This is a genomic window from Erwinia sorbitola (assembly GCF_009738185.1).
GTDB lineage: Bacteria > Pseudomonadota > Gammaproteobacteria > Enterobacterales > Enterobacteriaceae > Erwinia > Erwinia sorbitola.
This window is the reverse complement of record NZ_CP046509.1, coordinates 4492252-4511616: the sequence shown is the minus strand read 5'-3', so window position 1 is coordinate 4511616 and position 19365 is coordinate 4492252. Positions and strand designations below refer to the sequence as shown.

Below are 19365 nucleotides of genomic sequence, written 5' to 3'. Positions count from 1 at the left end.
TTTGCCACAGGAGGGCTTAAGTATATCGCTTAAAGAGTGCTGTTGGCAAAATCATCAATTGTTAAAAGTTGCGATGGGTCAAGCACATCACGTTTAGCTGAACATCAATCCCGCTGCGAACAGCACATTAATCAACAGCGCGACCTTAACGGTTTTCTCCAGCATCGGACGCATCGCCAGGGCGCTGGTTTCGCGCAGGATAAAGCGCCCCTGTTGCCATAGCAGAGGTACCGCCAGCAGAAATAGCCAGCCCGCCGGGCGCAAACCAGCAATCCCGCTATAGAGAACAAAGCATGCCGTTGCTGCGCTTAACAACACGGCATGATAGCGGCGTGCGCCCTGCACGCCCAGGCGCACAGCCAGCGTGAATTTGCCGTTCTGGCGGTCACTGTCGATATCGCGCAGATTGTTGACGTTAAGAACGGCGGTTGCCAGCAAACCGCAGCCGCTGGCGGGAAGCAGCAGCAGCGGGTCTACCTGGTGGGTTTGCAGGTAGCAACTGCCGATTACCCCCAGCCAGCCGAAGAAAATCATCACTGACAGATCCCCAAGGCCAAGATAGCCGTAAGGTTTTTTTCCCACGGTGTAGGCGATGGCAGCCACGATGGCCAGCGCGCCCATTATCACAAAGCCGAGCATATCGGCGGGGGACTGGCAGGCTCTCAGGATGAGTAACAGACCGCAGCCGGTGGTGACCGCTACGGTGAATATCAGCGCGATGCGCATCTGCTCTTTAGTGATCGCACCTTTCTGCATTCCCCGCAGCGGGCCAATGCGCTGTGGCGTATCGCTGCCTTTCAGCGCGTCGCCATAGTCATTCGCCAGGTTGGAGAGAATCTGTAACAGGATGGTGGTCAGCAGAGCCAGCAGGGCAATGGAAGGGTCGAAATATCCCTGATGCCACGCCAGTGCGCTACCGGTGATAATCGAGGCACAGGCCAGCGGCAGAGTGCGCAGGCGCAAACTCTCCAGCCACGCCTGGGGCATTGAAAGGGGGGGAGCCAGTTGACTATTATCCATGACAGGTTACGCCTCCGATCCGCTTCAGGTCGAGTGTGGCGAATGCCAGCACGTTATCGGCATCATGGTAAGGGGCTTTTGGCTGACAGGAATTAATCCTGGTCAAGTTGGCTGGTATAACGGCATAAAAAAAGGAGGCCGGAGCCTCCATTTTTGTCGCACATCAGGCCGATTACAGAATAAAGCGGCTGAGATCTTCGTCAGCGACCAGCTCATCCAGATGCTTGCTCACATATTCGGCATCAATGGTGATCGACTGGCCATTCAGATCGCTGGCGTTATAGGAAACCTCTTCCATCAGACGCTCCAGCACGGTATGCAGACGACGTGCGCCGATATTCTCAGCGGTTTCATTCACCTGCCATGCTGCGGCAGCAATCTTGCTGATGCCGTCAGGGGTGAAGTTGATTTCCACGCCCTCGGTGTTCATCAGCGCTTTATACTGTACGGTGATGGAGGCACTTGGCTCAGTAAGAATGCGCTCAAAGTCGTTAGTGGTCAGCGCCTGAAGTTCAACGCGGATCGGCAGACGGCCCTGCAGCTCAGGGATCAGGTCTGACGGGCTGGCAACCTGGAACGCGCCGGAAGCGATAAACAGGATATGGTCGGTTTTCACCATGCCGTGTTTGGTCGATACCGTACAGCCTTCTACCAGCGGCAGAAGGTCGCGCTGTACCCCCTCGCGGGAGACATCCGGGCCTGAAGATTCGCCACGCTTACAGACTTTGTCAATCTCATCGATAAACACGATGCCGTGTTGTTCAACCGCATCGATCGCTTCCTGCTTCAGCTCTTCCGGATTCACCAGCTTGGCGGCTTCTTCTTCCACCAGCAGCTTCATCGCTTCTTTGATTTTCAGCTTGCGCGGTTTCTGCTTCTGCCCGCCGAGGTTCTGGAACATCGATTGCAACTGGCTGGTCATCTCCTCCATACCCGGAGGTGCCATGATCTCTACGCCACCGGAAACCGCAGCCAGATCGATTTCAATCTCTTTGTCATCCAGCTGGCCTTCACGCAGTTTTTTGCGGAATGCCTGGCGCGCCGCAGATGGCTCAGGTGCCGTTTCATTCTGGCCCCAGTTATTTTTTGCCGGTGGAATCAACACATCAAGAATGCGCTCTTCCGCCATCTCTTCGGCACGATAGCGATTTTTCTCAATCGCCTGTGAACGCACCATTTTGATTGCGGAGTCGGTCAGATCACGAATAATCGAGTCTACTTCTTTCCCGACGTAGCCCACTTCGGTGAACTTGGTGGCTTCAACCTTGATGAACGGTGCGTTAGCCAGCTTGGCCAGGCGGCGGGCAATTTCAGTTTTACCGACCCCTGTCGGGCCGATCATCAGAATATTTTTTGGCGTGACTTCATGACGCAGTTCTTCGTCCAGCTGCATCCGACGCCAGCGGTTACGCAGCGCGATGGCGACGGCACGTTTAGCGCCATCCTGGCCGATAATAAATCTGTTCAGTTCGCTGACAATCTCGCGCGGAGTCATAGCAGACATAAATTAGGATCCTTACGCTTTAGACGGTAATGCTTCAATGGTGAGGTTATGGTTGGTATAGATGCAGATATCACCTGCAATACCCAGCGCTTTTTCCACAATTTCACGAGCGCCGATGTCGGTGTTTTCCAGCAGGGCGCGGGCCGCTGCCTGAGCGTACGGGCCGCCCGAACCGATAGCAATTAAGTCGTTTTCTGGCTGAATAACATCGCCATTACCGGTAATAATCAGTGAGGCATTTTCATCGGCCACGGCCAGCAGTGCTTCGAGCTTGCGCAGCATACGGTCGGTGCGCCAGTCTTTTGCCAGCTCAACGGCAGCCTTCACCAGATGGCCCTGGTGCATTTCCAGCTTGCGTTCAAAAAGTTCAAACAGAGTGAAGGCATCAGCGGTACCGCCGGCAAAACCTGCAATGACTTTGTCATTGTAGAGACGACGCACTTTTTTGACGTTGCCTTTCATCACGGTGTTGCCGAGGGTAGCCTGGCCATCACCGCCAATTACTACCTGGCCGTTGCGTCGTACACTTACTATTGTTGTCACGGGCAGACCCCTTGTTGCAGTCGGAAGATGACCCCGCACATTTTGTACGGGGCACTGATGCATTCAGATATGGGGCGGGATTAAGGGGTTTCAACCCCCGATTGAAAGAGGAATACAATTTGAGTGGCCGGATCCGCGCAGGCGTTTCAGCGTGCTGTCTGCCGCACTACGGCTGTTGTAAGGGCCAATCACCACACGATTCCAGCCGCCGCCGGTAGTAATGCGGCTTTCAAATCCTTCAAAGGCTAACTGAGCGCGGATGGACTCGGCCTGGTCGGTTCCTTTAAACGAACCGCACTGCACCATCCAGCGCTGCGTGCTCTCTTTTACAACTTCTTTCGGTTTGGTTTCCGCTTTCGGTTGAGCAGCAATTTCTGGTTTCGGCTGGCGCACTGGCTCACGTGTAACCGGAGTTATTGGTGCGGCACGCGGTGTCTGCGGTTGAGTCTGCGTCTGCGTCTGCGCCCGCGGTTGCTGGGTCTGCTGCTGCGGCATCCGCGATTGCTGCTGAAGCTGAGTCTGCTGCTGCTGACGTTGAATGGTCTGCTGGCGCTGCGCCGGAGTCTGTTCGTTCCACGGCACTTCGTTTAGCTGGGTGGGCTGCTGGCGCATATCGGCCTGCATCTGATCCAGCAGCTGACGCTGTTCATCGGTGAGCTGGGTCTGAGAATGAGCTTCTCCGCCCGATGTCGGTTCCGTTGGCGTAGGAACGCCAAGCTGACGATTTTCCAGCTCTTTGATATAGCGCCAACGCTCTTCCGGTTTAGGTGGCAGGCCATTACCGGTTGCCTTGTGATCGGGGATCGCCGGAGTTTCTTCTTTTTTGTGATGCGCAATAAACCATAAGCCACCAACAAATGTGACCAGAACGGCAACCGCCAGCACAATCATGATTTTTGATACACCCGATCCACTGCTGCGCTTTTTACTGCGACTGTTGGTCTTTTTGCGACGCGTCCCTGTCGAACGCCCGCGGCCTACATAATCTTTTTGTGCCACTATCGTTCCGCTAATAATCTATAAAGGTAAGGTCGGGCTGAAAGAGAGAAAATACGTGCCCGATGAGTGCCCGCCATGTTACTGAAGGGCCGGAAGTTTGACCAGCAGCGATCTTACTAAGAATGCGCTGATTTTTCCCCGCCAGCGCATGAGTTTTATCATTTGCGGGCGGGGGCTGGCCACTCTTCATCGCGCAATGAAGGCGCGGTGCTGCCGCGAATTTTTAGCTCAAAATCCAGCAGACGTGAACCGTTACTGACCATTCTTCCCTGCAACTGCTCCAGCAAGAGTAGCATCGCTTCACGACCGATGTTGAAACGCGGCTGGGCTACAGTAGTTAACTGCGGGTCACTGTAGCGAGACAGCTCGATATCATCGAAGCCGATAATCGACAAATCTTTGGGTACACGCAGACCCATATTTTTCGCCTGCGACATGGCACCCAGCGCGATAATATCACTGTGGCAGAATAAGGCATCGGGCGGTTTCGGCAGTGTCATCAGGTGCTTCATTGCCTGGGAGCCTGCATCGAAAGTGAATTCTCCCCGCACAATATACTGCGGATCTACGGTCATTCCGTGACGACGCAGAGCCTGAATATAGCCCTGCTGGCGATACTGACAGAGCGGCATCTCTTCCGGCCCTGAGATGCAGGCAATGCGGCGATGCCCGAGTTTTTGCAGATGGTTAACGGCTTCGAAGGCAGCGGTCAGGTTGTCGATATGTACCGTCGGCAGCTCCAGCTCCGGTGCGAACTCATTCGCCATCACCATGGGTGGCAGATTCCGCTGCTCTTCAATCCCGGTATCAAACGGTACATTGGAGCCGAGCAGTACCATGCCATCTATCTGGCGGGTCAGCATCAGGTTAAGAAAGGATTTTTCCTGCTGGTTCTGGTGTGCGCAGTCGCCAATCAGCACCAGATAGCCTTCAGCCGCTGCCACCACTTCAATACCGCGAATAATTTCACTGAAAAACGGGTCGCAGATATCCGGCACAATCACCAGTACGGTGCGCGACTCACTGCGTCTGGCGCTGCGCGTCATTGAATGAGGCGAGTAACCGACGGCAATCACGGCCTGCTCAACCTTGTGGCGCGTTGCCGCAGAGACTTTTTCCGGATTCATCAGGGCGCGGGAGACCGTAGCCGTTGATACGCCTGCTTTTTCAGCCACGTTTTTCATGGTCACCACGGGTGAATCTTGATTCTGCTCCAACACTTTTCTCCTGCACGCCAGCCCCTGAGCTGACCTGAACAACGTAAGACAGTTTTATCGTTCGGTACCGCTAATATCGCTTCGGTGGTAACCCCCCGCATTCTTAACAGATATGCGGGGTTGCTGTTACTTAATTTGCATAAAAATTGTGACTTGTGCGACTTTTTTCGATCAGGTACGCATCTTTGCCAGGCAACCGGTTACGCACTCAGCTTTCCGTCGGGTCAATATCCAGCGTCCATTTCACTTTGCGCGCCTGTGGCAGGGTTGATACCAGCGGCAGGCTGCTTTTAATCAGACGCTGAAGAACTGCGCGTGAAGGATGCTGTAGCAGGAGCTGCCAGCGATAACGGCCGCTGCGTTTTGCCTGTAGCGCCGGAACCGGGCCCATCACCCAGAAGGATTCGCTGTTTAGCGGGCTTGCTTCCAGTAGATTGCGCAGCTGTTGCAGGAACAGGCTGGCCTGCTGGTTATCATGATCTTCTGCACGGAACAGGGCATGGCTGGTAAACGGCGGCAGGAATACGCTCTTCCTTTCGCTGAGAGCCTGGTGCGCGAAAGCATCGTAGCCCTGATGCATCAGGGTTTGTAGCAGTGGATGTTCCGGGTGGTGGGTCTGCAACAGTACTTCCCCCTGCTTACCGGCACGCCCTGCGCGGCCCGCAACCTGAGTATATAGCTGGGCAAAGCGCTCCGCAGAGCGGAAATCGGCAGAAAACAGTGCGCCATCGACGTCCAGTAATGACACCAGGGTGACGTCGGGGAAGTGGTGACCTTTTGCCAGCATTTGTGTGCCTACCAGAATGCGCGCGCCGCCGCGATGCACTTCCGCCAGCTGCTGCTCCAGCGCACCCTTGCGGCTGGTGGTATCACGGTCGATACGCGTTAGCGGTACGTCGGGGAACAGCGAGCCGAGATTGTGCTCCAGCTGTTCGGTGCCCAGCCCGACCGGTACCAGATGTGTCGAACCGCACTGTGGGCACTGATGCGGCACGGGGCGCTGGCTGTCACAGTGATGACAGCGCAGCTGACGCTGGTGCTGATGCAGTGTGTAGTAACGATCGCAGCGCTGGCATTCGGCAATCCAGCCGCATTCGTGACACAGTAAAGTGGGTGAGAAACCCCGGCGGTTCAGGAATAGCAGCACCTGATTATCGGCCTTGAGATGCTGGCCGATTTTCTTAATCAGCATCGGAGACAGGCCACCCTGGAGCTTGACGCCTTTCAGATCCACCAGCAGCTGCGTAGCCCTGGTGGCGTTCCCGGCGCGTTTGCTGAGGTTAAGCTGGCGATATTTACCTGACTGGACATTGTGCAGGGTTTCCAGTGCCGGAGTCGCCGATCCCATTACGATGGGAATATCTTCCTGACGTGCGCGGAACACCGCCAGGTCGCGCGCGTGATAGCGCCAGCCTTCCTGCTGTTTGTAAGAGCTGTCGTGCTCTTCATCAATAATGATCGCCCCCAGGCGGGCAAACGGCGTAAACAGCGAGGAGCGGGTGCCAATCACAATGGCCGTTTCGCCGCTGCGCGCCCGCAGCCAGACGGCGAGGCGTTCGCTGTCGTTTAGCCCGGAATGCAGTACGTCAACAGGTGCGCTGAAACGCTCGCGAAAACGGGCAATGGTTTGTGGCGTCAGGCCAATTTCCGGTACCAGCACCAGCGCCTGCTTGCCATTGGCGAGAATATTCTCCAGCACGCTGAGGTAAACTTCGGTTTTACCCGATCCGGTAATCCCCGCCAGCAGCCAGGCGGAGAAATGGTCGTCAGCGCTGCGGATAGCACCGACTGCGGTTGCCTGCTCCGTATTCAGCCGCAGGCGTTCGCCATTGACCGTATAATTTTCTCGCCAGTCCTGGCGGGCACGGGGCTGCGGGCGCAGCTCACAAAGACCTTTGGCGCGCAGGGCTTGCAGTGTGGCCTCGGTAATATCGTGCTGGCTGACTTCATGGCGGTAAAGCCCGCGGCTACGCAGCGCCGCCAGCGCCTGCTGCTGCCTCGGGGCGCGTTTCAGGCTTTCCGGCGCGGTGGCTTTACCTTCTTCCGTCATTAACCATTGCCATAGCGGGGCCTCTTCGGCTGCTTTCCCCTGACGCAGCAGGACAGGCATAGCGTGGAACAGCACTTCCCCCAGCGGATAGTGATAATAGTCGGCAGCCCAAAGGAGGATGTGCCACAGGGGCGCAGGATAGAGTGAATCGCTATCCAGCACCTCATGTACGCTTTTTAGCTGGTCGAGCGGGAAGTCGCTATGTTCTACAATCTTCACTACCACGCCGATCGCTTTACGCTTGCCAAAAGGCACACTGACCCGTCCTCCAGGCACAGCGTGGCTGAGATGTGGAGGCAACAGGTAATCAAAGTTGCGGGCAAGCGGAACGGGTAGCGCGACCTGAACAACGGGCATGGATTCATCCGGGTGAAAAACAGGGCCAGTAAGTGTACACTGAGTCGTCGGGAATGTGCGGATCCGATTGCAGCGGCTGTTTAGTTTCTGTATAGTTCGCCGCCGTTGGTACAGCTTTTTGGTACCAATACCGTGAAGTATTACTATTAATCTTCGTGTGGTGCCGGTGCAGGAGAAATCCTGGCGCGGGAGAGCGACACGGCCTTAACTGAGGTTTTCCCATGAAAAAAGGTATTCACCCGAATTACGTTGAAATTACTGCTAAATGTTCTTGCGGTAACGAAATCAAAACCCGCTCTACCGTGGGTCGCGACCTGAACCTGGACGTGTGCGGCAACTGCCACCCGTTCTACACCGGTAAGCAGCGTGATGTTGCTAGCGGTGGTCGTGTGGATCGCTTCAACAAGCGTTTCAGCATCCCAGGCGCTAAATAAGCACCCTGTAAGAGACGGTAAACGTTTCGGATGTAAGAAAAACCCAGCCATTGGCTGGGTTTTTTTATGTCTGCGGCCCGGGGAACGGCGTCTGTCATATGCAGAGGGCGTTCAGGAACACGGGCAGATGAGGCACCTGATTTTTCATCAGATGCCTGAGCGGATAACCGGGTTTCTAGTATTCCCAGGTATCAGGATCGACGCCCATCTGCCGCATGATCGTTTTTGCTTCTTCCGGTATTTCGTCGCTGCGCTCTTTACGCAGGTCGATATCATCCGGTAAAGGCTGGCCGGTAAATGCATGCAGGAATGCCTCACACAGCAGTTCGCTGTTGGTGGCATGGCGCAAGTTATTAACCTGGCGGCGGGTGCGTTCATCGGTCAAAATTTTCAATACTTTCAACGGAATGGATACCGTAATCTTTTTAACCTGTTCGCTTTTTTTACCGTGTTCAGCGTAAGGGCTGATATATTCGCCGTTCCATTCAGCCATGAGTTACCTTAGTCATATTTAATTAGAAATACCGAAATTTGGCCAATTATGCCCGAAGTCGATGTCCACCACACCGGGATGGCACAACTTTCTCTGGGATATATCGACATAATTCTAACGGTTATTCATTCATTGCTCAATCTATACGCTAAGACATTTAGATGTCCAGATGTATTGACGTCTATCTCCCTGCTGTTTACTCTATCACTATTCTTTTACCTTACCAGCAGGAATCAATGCACCATGACGCGTAAACAGGCAACTATCGCAGTACGTAGCGGTTTGAATGATGACGAGCAATATGGCTGCGTCGTCCCACCCATCCATCTCTCCACCACCTATAACTTTACCGACTTCAATGAGCCGCGCGCTCATGACTACTCACGCCGTGGCAACCCGTCGCGTGATGTGGTGCAGCGTGCGCTGGCGGAGCTGGAAGGGGGCGCTGGTGCGGTGATGACAAATACGGGCATGTCCGCCATTCATCTGGTGTGTACCGTGTTCCTTAAGCCTGGCGACCTGCTGGTGGCACCACATGACTGTTATGGCGGCAGCTACCGTCTGTTTGACAGCCTGAGTAAGCGTGGCGCTTATCGCGTGAAATTTGTCGACCAGGGTGACGAAGCAGCATTAAAGGCAGCACTGGCCGAGAAACCAAAGCTGGTGCTGATTGAAAGCCCAAGCAATCCGCTGCTGCGTGTGGTGGATATTGTCTCCATCGCCCGGGCGGCGGCAGAGGCAGGCGCGATTAGCGTAGTGGACAATACTTTCCTCAGCCCGGCCTTGCAAAATCCGCTGGCGCTGGGTGCTGACCTGGTGATTCACTCATGTACCAAATATCTTAACGGTCACTCTGATGTTGTGGCAGGTGCTGTGGTTGCCAAAGACCCGCAGCATGCCATCGATCTTGCCTGGTGGGCGAACAATATTGGTGTAACCGGTAGCGCGTTCGACAGCTATCTGCTGCTGCGCGGAATGCGTACTCTGGCCCCGCGTATGGCGGCCGCCCAACGTAATGCATTAGCGATTGTCGATTACCTGAAACAACAACCGCTGGTGAAAAAGTTGTATCATCCTTCGCTGCCGGAAAATGCCGGCCATCAGTTTGCGGTAAGTCAGCAAAAAGGCTTTGGCGCCATGCTAAGTTTTGAGCTGAACGGTGATGAAGCGACGCTGCGTCGTTTCCTGAAAGCGCTGGAATTATTTACCCTGGCGGAGTCGCTGGGTGGCGTTGAAAGCCTGATTTCTCATACTGCGACGATGACACATGCAGGCATGTCTGCTGAAGCACGGGCGGCAGCGGGAATTTCGGAAACGCTGCTGCGTGTTTCGGTAGGAATTGAAGATCACGAAGATTTAATCGCCGATCTGGATAATGCGTTCCGGATCGCGGCCAAGAGGTAAGCATGAGTTATTCAGCAGTGGCAGGGGCAGACAGTTCACGGCAGTTACATAAATTTGGTGGCAGTAGCCTGGCCGATGCCAAATGCTACCAGCGTGTTGCCGGGATCATGGCAGAGTACAGCCAGCCCGGTGACCTGATGGTCGTCTCTGCGGCAGGCAGTACCACCAACCAGCTGATTAACTGGCTCAAACTGAGCCAGAGCGACCGGTTATCTGCGCACCAGGTGCAGCAGGCGCTGCGTCGTTATCAAAGTGAGCTGATTAGCAGTCTGTTACCGCCAGCGGTGGCCGAGCCACTGACTGCTGCATTTATTCATGACCTCGAAAAACTGGCCGCTCTGCTGGATGGCACTATCACCGATGCGGTGTATGCGCAGGTTGTGGGTCACGGTGAGATCTGGTCGGCACGGCTAATGTCAGCGGTGCTGAATCAGCGCGATCTTCATGCCGACTGGCTGGATGCCCGCGATTTCTTACGTGCCGAACGTGCCGCGCAGCCGCAGGTGGATGAGGCAAAGTCTCAGCCGCTGTTGCAGCAGCTGATGGCACAGCGTCCGGCGCAACGCTTAGTTGTGACCGGTTTTATCTGCGCCAATGATGCAGGTGAAACGGTACTGTTAGGACGCAACGGTAGTGACTACTCGGCGACGGAGATCGGTGCGCTGGCCGGGGCGACCCGCGTCACCATCTGGAGTGATGTTGCCGGGGTGTACAGCGCTGACCCACGTAAAGTAAAAGATGCTTGCCTGCTGCCGCTGCTGCGTCTGGATGAAGCCAGTGAGCTGGCTCGACTGGCGGCTCCGGTACTGCATACGCGTACTTTACAGCCCGTTTCCGGCAGCGATATCGATTTACAGCTGCGTTGCAGCTATCAGCCGGAGCAGGGTTCCACGCGCATTGAACGCGTACTGGCATCAGGCACTGGGGCGCGAATTGTCACCAGCCATGATGATGTCTGTCTGATTGAGTTTCAGGTGCCTGCGCAGCATGATTTTGCCTCACTGCATAAAGATATCGATCAGCTACTCTTGCGTGCCCAGGTTCGTCCGCTGGCGACGGGCATCCATCCTGATCGTAACCTTTTGCAGCTTTGCTACACCTCGGAAGTGGTCAACAGCGCGCTGACTCTGCTACAGGATGCGGCATTGCCGGGTCGCTTACAGCTGCGGGAAGGCATGGCAATGGTGGCGATGGTAGGGGCTGGTGTTTGCCGTAATCCGCTGCACAGCCACCGTTTCTGGCAGCAGATGAAAGACCAGCCGGTGGAGTTTATCTGTCAGTCGCAGGAGGGCATTAGCCTGGTGGCGGTGCTGCGCGTCGGGCCGACAGAACATCTGGTTCGTGGTCTGCACCAGACGTTATTCCGTGCTGAAAAGCAGGTGGGCCTGGTACTGTTTGGCAAAGGCAATATCGGTTCCCGCTGGCTAGAGCTGTTTGCACGCGAGCAGGAGACGATTTCTGCCCGTACCGGGTTTGAATTTATTCTTGCCGGGGTCGTGGACAGCCGCCGCAGTTTGTTGAGTTATGACGGGCTGGATGCCAGCCGTGCGCTGGCCTTCTTTGAAGATGAAGCCGTGGAGCAGGATGAAGAGTCGTTGTTCCTGTGGATGCGTGCCCATCCGTTTGACGATCTGGTGGTGCTGGATGTCACTGCCAGTGAAACTCTCGCCGCACAGTATCTTGATTTCGCCAGCTATGGTTTTCACGTTATTGGTGCGAATAAGGTTGCTGGTGCGTCAAGCAGCAACAGCTATCGCCAGATCCGCGATGCTTTTGCCAAGACCGGGCGTCACTGGCTATATAACGCTACGGTGGGAGCCGGGCTACCGGTGAACCATACGGTGCGCGATCTGCGTGAAAGCGGCGACAGTATTTTATCGATCAGCGGTATTTTCTCCGGCACGCTATCCTGGTTGTTCCTGCAATTCGACGGCACGGTGCCGTTTACTGAGCTGGTGGAGCAGGCATGGCAGCAAGGGCTGACTGAACCCGATCCGCGCGTCGATCTTTCCGGTCAGGATGTGATGCGTAAGCTGGTGATCCTGGCGCGCGAGGCGGGCTACGACATTGAACCCGACCAGGTACGCGTGGAGTCGCTGGTGCCGGCTAGCTACCAGTCCGGATCGGTGGATGATTTCTTTGAAAACGCCGATGAGCTGAATGAGCAGATGGTGCAGCGCTTCGAGGCGGCGCAGGAGCTGGGCCTGCTGCTGCGCTATGTGGCGCGCTTCGATGCCAACGGCAAAGCTCGCGTTGGTGTGGAAGCCGTGCGCGACGATCATCCGCTGGCGGCTCTGCTGCCGTGCGATAACGTATTTGCCATTGAAAGCCGCTGGTATCGGGATAACCCGCTGGTTATCCGTGGGCCTGGTGCGGGGCGCGACGTCACCGCCGGAGCAATTCAGTCGGATCTGAACCGCCTGGCGCAATTGCTGTAAATCAGTAATACAGAGGATTCTGCCGCCGGGAAGCGGCAGCAGAATCCCGTTTAAATGATAGTCTTATTCAATTATTTCCTCGCTGTAAAATATCCTCATTTTCGCTAGAATATCCCTAAAGACTTTTTTGGTTTTAAGGGAATAACCTGCATGGATGCAAGAAAACTGATTTTAACTAACGGCTTTACGCTGCGAGAGCTGTTAAGACTGAAAACTCAGTATCTGAGTAAAAAACGTATCGTCTACGGGCGTATACAGAAAGTGACTGAGGATGAGTCGTTTGACAAATTTATTCTGCTGATTGCTGATCTATCAAGTTCGGGATATTTTATTTTTAATTTTACTTTATGTTTTATTACGGTAGGTACATTTTTTACGGATGATGAAAAAGCAGGTTTATTAATGCTTTCTATTTGTCTTTTTTATGGTTTTGTAGCTTTTATTTATAGGGTGAAAGTTTCAAGATTGAGTTTTGTTATTGTCATTAAATTAGCCTTGCTCAGATTAAGAATGCGCTGGTACAAAATCAGTCCGCCACAGATTATGGATGATTGAAATTATTTTTAGATTCATCATTAATTTTAAAAAAAGGATCCCGCATGGATGCAAGAAAACTGATTTTAACCAACGGCTTTACGCTGCGAGAGCTGTTAAGACTGAAAACTCAGTATCTGAGTAAAAAACGTATCGTTTACGGGCGTATACAGAAAGTGACTGAAGATGAGTCGTTTGACAGGTTTATTCTGTTAACTTCTGATTTATCCAGTGGTGCATTTTTTTTAGTGCACGGAGTGGTTTTTTTTATGTTTTTTGGTCATTTTTTCGATGAAGGTTTTAACGGCGGATGGATACTATTTTTCTTCTTTCTTGGTTTTATTCTTTATGATCTCTTTAGTAGGGCAAAAAGTACGAATTTAAGTATTTTAATTATAATAAAATTAATGATGCTCAGATTAAGAATGCGCTGGTACAAAATCAGTCCGCCGCAGATTATGGATGATTAACACTTCTTTAGTTTTATTATTGTTTTTTTCAAAAAAAAAGGTAACCGCATGGATGCAAGAAGACTGATTTTAACCAACGGCTTTACGCAGCGAGAGCTGTTAAGACTGAAAACTCAGTATCTGAGTAAAAAACGTATCGTCTACGGGCGTATACAGAAAGTGACTGAGGATGAGTCATTTGACAAGTTTATACTACTTATCGCAGAAATATGCAGTCGTGGATTTTTTGGTTTATGTGGTATTAGTGTTGTTATAACTATTTTAACTTATCTGGAAGAAGGTTTTTTTGGCGGGGCTGTCATGTTTGTGATCTGTTTTATCCCTGTTTTTTATAATTTTTTTAACTGTGCAAGGGCCGCAGGGTTGAATGTAACAATCGCTATAAAACTATCAACTCTCAGATTAAGAATGCGCTGGTACAAAATCAGTCCGCCACAGATTATGGATGATTGAAATTATTTTTAGATTCATCATTAATTTTAAAAAAAAAGGATCCCGCATGGATGCAAGAAAACTGATTTTAACCAACAGCTTTACGCTGCGAGAGCTGTTAAGACTGAAAACGCAGTATCTGAGTAAAAAACGTATTGTCTACGGGCGTATACAGAAAGTCACTGAGGATGAGTCATTTGACAGGTTTATACTACTTATCGCAGAAATATGCAGTCGCGGTTTTTTCTGGATGTACATTCTGTTTTCTTTTATTGTTTTATATACTTATTACTCTAATGGTATAGCTAGCGGCCTGGTGATGTTTATAATTTCTTTATTTTCTGTATGGTATAAGTTTTTTATTTGTTCCCGATCTGAAGGCTTAAGCATCATAACCACCATGAAGCTATCGATACTTAGGTTAAGAATGCGCTGGTACAAAATTAGCCCGCCCCAGGCTATCGATGATTGAAACTGACTAATCACCGTTATAAATATAGTTATGATCATAAATAATTGCTTTTAGTTTGTAAACTGAGGTACCGCCAAGGAATAGCTTCATGGGTGGAGATTTAGTCTCCCATTTTGGTACGAAGTCTTTTGCATAAAATAATGAGCTAATTTAGGAAAATATTAAAAGCTTTAGCCTCCCCATCTCAATCGATAAAACACGAAAATAGCTGGGATACGTCGATTATTGGTAGTGTTAGTGCGGTGGATGTCATTCAGAGGATAAAAAAATCCTCCTCAGAACATTGAGTGATGATGGGTTCTGGGAGGATTATCAATGGTTTTATAGCTTCGCCATAGTTGAAGCTGTATCTTTTCTCTCAGCTTTTCCGTCGTATTAATTATATGAACCAGATTGCCGAGATTTTTCCTTGCCATTTCGATCAACTTCATTTTTTTTCGGTGCAACTGTGGCGATTAAATTATCTTCATTGTATAGGTTGGCTTGTTTTACACATTCATAATAACTTCTAACTCTCTACAGTATAACTACCAGTGGTCAATAGTACTTCCATAGGCTTTAGTTGGTTAAAACTTATTTATTGAAATTATACGTGATGGTTCAATGAAGTGTATATATTATGGCGGGGCAATTTAAAAAGTATATAATACATAGTCCATAATTGTTGTTTTTTGAGTGTTTTAAATAACACAGCGGATTTAAATATGTGAGATTGATTTATTTTTTAATTGTCAATTGTATTTTAAATGATGATAACCAATTTATTGTTTTATGGTATTTAATCTAAGTGATGTGCACAATTTTCTTTTTGCGTAAAAGAAGCGGCTATAATTTAGTGATCCAATGATGTTTTTTTCGCAACAGCGATATTGGTAGAAAAAGATTTTCCTGTAACTCGTTGTTTATATTGTACAAATAATGACAAAGGTAAATATTTACTTAGCTGGATTGTCACATCATGAATTTCTTTCAACTTCAGTGAGAATTTGTCACGGCAGGTCATCATTTATCTGTTGACTGATTAACCAATTTGGGTCATTTTGAATGTCTGGACGTCTAAATGGATAGACGTGTAAGGCGGTGAGCCATTTTATGTAGCGATCGATGAGGTAACGGGTATGAGTTTTTTCCACGCAAACCAGCGCGAAGCATTGAACCAGAGTCTTGCCGAAATCAGCGGGCAAATTAACGTTTCCTTTGAGTTCTTTCCGCCGCGCACCAGTGAAATGGAAGATACCCTGTGGAGCTCCATCGATCGTCTTAGCAGCCTGAAACCTAAGTTTGTCTCGGTCACCTATGGTGCCAACTCCGGTGAGCGCGACCGTACTCACAGCATTATTAAAGGCATTAAAGATCGTACCGGTCTGGAAGCGGCACCACATTTGACCTGTGTTGATGCTACCCGTGATGAACTGCGCACTATTGCCCAGGACTACTGGAACAATGGGATCCGTCATATTGTGGCACTGCGTGGTGACCTGCCACCGGGTGGCGGCAAGCCGGATATGTACGGTGCTGACCTGGTGGCGCTGCTGAAAGAGGTGGGGGATTTTGATATTTCTGTTGCGGCCTATCCAGAAGTACATCCAGAGGCAAAAAGCGCGCAGGCTGACCTGATCAACCTGAAGCGTAAAATTGATGCCGGCGCTAATCGCGCTATCACCCAGTTCTTCTTTGATGTGGAAAGCTACCTGCGTTTTCGCGACCGCTGTGTATCGACCGGAATTGATGTTGAGATCGTCCCTGGTATTCTGCCAGTGTCAAACTTCAAGCAGCTACAGCGTTTCGCGGCCATGACTAACGTGCGTGTGCCGGGCTGGATGACCAGCATGTTTGAAGGGCTGGATAATGATCCGGAAACCCGCAAAATGGTCGGGGCTAATGTGGCGATGGATATGGTGAAAATCCTCAGCCGCGAAGGGGTAAAAGATTTCCACTTCTACACTTTGAACCGTGCCGAACTGAGCTACGCCATCTGTCATACCCTGGGTGTGCGCCCGGAAGCATCGGTAGCTGTCTGACAATTAGCCCGGTAGCCTAACCATACGAAAAAGGACGCTTACGCGTCCTTTTTTTGTGTTGTAACCAGGTTAACCGGTATTACGCATTCCCGCCGCAACACCTGCAATTGTTACCATCAATGCCTGCTCAACGCGGGCGTCTGGCTCTGCCCCGGCGGCTTCCTGCTGGCGTGAACGATGTAACAGTTCGGCCTGAAGCACATTTAGTGGGTCAGTGTAGACGTTACGCAGCGCAATTGATTCGGCAATCCACGGCTGGTCGGCCATCAGATGGGAATCGTTGGCAATAGTCAGTACCGCTTTGATATCAGACTCCAGCTGATCGCGCAGCTGTTTACCCAGCGCCCACAGTGATTTGTCTACCAGGCGCTGATCGTAGTATTCCGCCAGCCACAGATCGGCCTTCGAGAACACCATTTCCAGCATACCCAGACGGGTAGAGAAGAACGGCCAGTCGCGACACATGGTTTCCAGTGTTTCCTGATGACCCTTTTCCATCGCTTCCTGCAATGCCGCTCCGGCACCCAGCCAGGCTGGCAGCATCAGACGGTTCTGCGTCCACGCAAAGATCCACGGAATAGCACGCAGCGACTCAACACCGCCAGTCGGGCGACGTTTTGCCGGACGTGAACCCAGCGGCAGCTTGGCTAGCTCCAGCTCAGGCGTGGCAGAGCGGAAGTACGGCACGAAATCGGCATGTTCACGTACGTAGCCACGGTACATCTTGCAGGAAACCTCAGACAGCTCATCCATGATGCTGTTCCACTCTTCCTTCGGCTCCGGTGGTGGCAGCAGATTGGCTTCGAGGATTGCACCGGTATACAGCGACAGGCTGCTGATAGTGACTTCCGGCAGGCCGTATTTAAAGCGGATCATCTCGCCCTGTTCGGTAACGCGCAGACCGCCTTTCAGGCTGCCCGGAGGCTGAGAGAGTAGGGCTGCATGTGCTGGAGCACCGCCACGGCCGATTGAACCGCCGCGTCCGTGGAACAGCGTCAGGGTGATACCGGCTTTCTCGCAGGTTTTAATCAGCGCATCCTGAGCCTGATACTGCGCCCAGCTTGCGGCCATCACGCCCGCATCTTTTGCGGAGTCGGAATAGCCAATCATTACCATCTGTTTGCCCTGAATCAGGCCGCGATACCAGTCAATATTCAGTAGCTGGTTCATGACCTCGTTAGCGTTATTGAGGTCATCGAGGGTTTCAAATAACGGAGCCACAGGCATTGCGTATGTAATACCTGCTTCTTTCAGTAGCAGGTGTACGGCCAGCACGTCTGACGGCGTTTTTGCCATCGAGATTACATAGGCAGCAATTGAACCTTTCGGCACCTCTGCGGCCACGCGACAGGTTTCCAGCACCTCTTTGGTCTCGGCGCTTGGCTCCCACTGACGCGGCATCAGAGGACGTTTGGAATTCAGTTCGCGAATCAGGAATGCCTGTTTGTCGGCTTCTGACCAGCTTTCGTAATCGCCAAGGCCGAGGTAACGGGTGATCTCAGCAATCGCTTCGGTGTGGCGGGTGCTTTCCTGACGGATGTCGATTCGCACCAGCGGAACGCCAAAACATTTCACGCGGCGCATCGTATCCAGCAGCTGACCATTGGCAATAATGCCCATGCCGCAGGCTTGCAGCGACTGGTAACAGGTGTTGAGGGGTTCCCAAAGCTGATCGTTGGAGATCAATAAGTTAGCCGGGCGCGGTAAACGCTCACCTTTCAGACGGCGCTCAAGATAAGCCTGAGTGCTCATCAGCTGGCCCCGCAGATTTTTCATAATCTCGCGGTAGGGTTCCAGCGCTTCCGGGTTACCACAGAGTTCGCGTACTTCAGGCGTACATTCGGACATCGACAGCTCAGAGACCAGCACCGCGATATCACGCAGGAACAGATCGGTGGCTTTCCAGCGACTCAGCTGTAACACATGGCGGGTGATATCAGCGGTAACATTTGGGTTACCGTCACGGTCACCACCCATCCATGAAGTAAACGTTACCGGCACAAAATCGACGGGCAGAGTGTAGCCAAAAGCGGCTTCGACCTGTTCGTTCAGCTCACGCAGGAAGTGAGGAACACCTTCCCACAGGCTGTTTTCGACTACTGCAAAGCCCCACTTCGCTTCATCAACTGGCGTAGGACGGTATTTGCGAATTTCATCGGTATGCCAGGCCTGAGCGACCAGCTGACGCAGGCGACGCATGATCTTTCCATGGTCATAGTCGGAGAGATCGTTGTGATCCAGCTGTTGCAGACAGGTATTCACTTCCACCAGTTTGTGGATCAGTGTACGGCGAGTGATTTCAGTTGGGTGCGCGGTCAGAACGAGTTCAAGCGACAGGGATTCAATGGCGTTACGTATGTCAGCTTCGGTCAGATTCGGCTGCTGTTTCAGTCGTTCAAACGTCTTGGCCAGCAACTCGGGATGGTTAGCACCTTCACCTTTTGGTGAAATGGTGTGGTACTGCTCGGCCACGTTCGTCAGATTCAAAAACTGGCTGAATGCACGGGCAACCGGCAACAGTTCATCATTGGACAAATTTTGCAGCGTGGTCAGCAATTCCTGACGGTGGGCATCATTTCCCGCACGTGATGACTTGGAGAGCTTACGGATGGTTTCTACCTGGTCCAGGATGTTCTCTCCCAGTGCATCCTTGATAGTATCCCCGAGCAGTTTGCCGAGCATACTTACATTACTTCGCATTGCGGAATATTGTTCGTTCATATGATCCCTGACACCCTTCTAGTATTTGTAACTTTAATATCCGTCATCTTTGAAGCTGCAACTACGTTGACTGCTCTCACTCACTCGAATCACTTACTTATGCAAGCTCATCGGAACTCGTTCTTTTGCCGCCCTGCTGCAACTCCAACTATTTTTGGCTATAAATAACCCTTGTGGGCATAACTCAGCCTTTTATCTAGCCACGTTAACAACCATTCGTCAATTGACTTAAATTTCCCGCATCGTGGCGCTAAGT

15 protein-coding genes are annotated in these 19365 nt (G+C 51.8%); 7 read left to right on the top strand and 8 right to left on the bottom strand.

Annotated elements, in window-relative coordinates; genetic code table 11:
- Positions 1-93: 93 nt before the first annotated feature.
- The 6 genes from GN242_RS20445 to priA form a co-directional block, all read right to left on the bottom strand.
- Positions 94-1020 (bottom strand): 1,4-dihydroxy-2-naphthoate polyprenyltransferase, encoded by a 927-nt coding sequence (locus tag GN242_RS20445; RefSeq protein ID WP_156288120.1) that lies wholly within the window; start codon positions 1018-1020, stop codon positions 94-96.
- Positions 1021-1192: 172 nt separating this feature from the next.
- Entirely contained in the window at positions 1193-2524 is a 1332-nt protein-coding gene (hslU, locus tag GN242_RS20440) for an ATP-dependent protease ATPase subunit HslU (RefSeq protein WP_154754161.1), read from the bottom strand.
- A 12-nt stretch (positions 2525-2536) separates the two neighbouring features.
- On the bottom strand, positions 2537-3067 hold the full coding sequence (gene hslV, locus GN242_RS20435; protein ID WP_156288119.1) for an ATP-dependent protease subunit HslV: 531 nt from the start codon (positions 3065-3067) through the stop codon (positions 2537-2539).
- A 90-nt stretch (positions 3068-3157) separates the two neighbouring features.
- Entirely contained in the window at positions 3158-4066 is a 909-nt protein-coding gene (ftsN, locus tag GN242_RS20430) for a cell division protein FtsN (protein WP_156288118.1), read from the bottom strand.
- 158 nt (positions 4067-4224) lie between these two features.
- The gene (cytR, locus tag GN242_RS20425; RefSeq protein ID WP_156288117.1) at positions 4225-5283 is read right to left on the bottom strand and encodes a DNA-binding transcriptional regulator CytR; all 1059 of its coding nucleotides are present in this window, start codon (positions 5281-5283) and stop codon (positions 4225-4227) included.
- Between the two features lie 208 nt (positions 5284-5491).
- Positions 5492-7690 carry a primosomal protein N' gene (gene priA / locus GN242_RS20420; RefSeq protein ID WP_154754163.1) on the bottom strand — a complete coding sequence of 733 codons (2199 nt, stop codon included), beginning with the start codon at positions 7688-7690 and terminating at the stop codon, positions 5492-5494.
- Positions 7691-7911: 221 nt separating this feature from the next.
- Between priA and rpmE the strand changes: the two genes are divergently transcribed.
- On the top strand, positions 7912-8124 hold the full coding sequence (rpmE, locus tag GN242_RS20415) for a 50S ribosomal protein L31 (RefSeq protein ID WP_154754164.1): 213 nt from the start codon (positions 7912-7914) through the stop codon (positions 8122-8124).
- A 175-nt stretch (positions 8125-8299) separates the two neighbouring features.
- On the opposite strand, the gene metJ is transcribed toward rpmE, so the two are convergent.
- Positions 8300-8617 (bottom strand): met regulon transcriptional regulator MetJ, encoded by a 318-nt coding sequence (gene metJ / locus GN242_RS20410; protein ID WP_154754165.1) that lies wholly within the window; start codon positions 8615-8617, stop codon positions 8300-8302.
- A gap of 243 nt (positions 8618-8860) precedes the next feature.
- Here metJ and metB point away from each other — a divergent pair, with 243 nt between their 5' ends.
- The 6 genes from metB to metF all read left to right on the top strand — a co-directional run bounded on the left by metB (position 8861) and on the right by metF (position 16388).
- Entirely contained in the window at positions 8861-10021 is a 1161-nt protein-coding gene (gene metB / locus GN242_RS20405) for a cystathionine gamma-synthase (RefSeq protein WP_154754166.1), read from the top strand.
- 2 nt (positions 10022-10023) lie between these two features.
- Positions 10024-12459 carry a bifunctional aspartate kinase/homoserine dehydrogenase II gene (locus GN242_RS20400; protein WP_154754167.1) on the top strand — a complete coding sequence of 812 codons (2436 nt, stop codon included), beginning with the start codon at positions 10024-10026 and terminating at the stop codon, positions 12457-12459.
- 150 nt (positions 12460-12609) lie between these two features.
- Positions 12610-13014, top strand: coding sequence for a hypothetical protein (locus tag GN242_RS20395; RefSeq protein ID WP_156288116.1), 405 nt, complete (start codon positions 12610-12612; stop codon positions 13012-13014).
- Between the two features lie 44 nt (positions 13015-13058).
- A complete protein-coding gene (locus tag GN242_RS20390) occupies positions 13059-13463 on the top strand; it encodes a hypothetical protein (RefSeq protein WP_154754169.1) in 405 nt (134 codons plus the stop codon).
- A 48-nt stretch (positions 13464-13511) separates the two neighbouring features.
- The gene (locus GN242_RS20385) at positions 13512-13916 is read left to right on the top strand and encodes a hypothetical protein (RefSeq protein ID WP_156288115.1); all 405 of its coding nucleotides are present in this window, start codon (positions 13512-13514) and stop codon (positions 13914-13916) included.
- A gap of 1569 nt (positions 13917-15485) precedes the next feature.
- Entirely contained in the window at positions 15486-16388 is a 903-nt protein-coding gene (gene metF, locus GN242_RS20380; RefSeq protein WP_154754173.1) for a methylenetetrahydrofolate reductase, read from the top strand.
- A 69-nt stretch (positions 16389-16457) separates the two neighbouring features.
- Here the strand turns inward: metF and ppc are convergent, their stop codons facing one another.
- The gene (ppc, locus tag GN242_RS20375) at positions 16458-19109 is read right to left on the bottom strand and encodes a phosphoenolpyruvate carboxylase (RefSeq protein ID WP_154754174.1); all 2652 of its coding nucleotides are present in this window, start codon (positions 19107-19109) and stop codon (positions 16458-16460) included.
- Positions 19110-19365 lie beyond the last annotated feature (256 nt).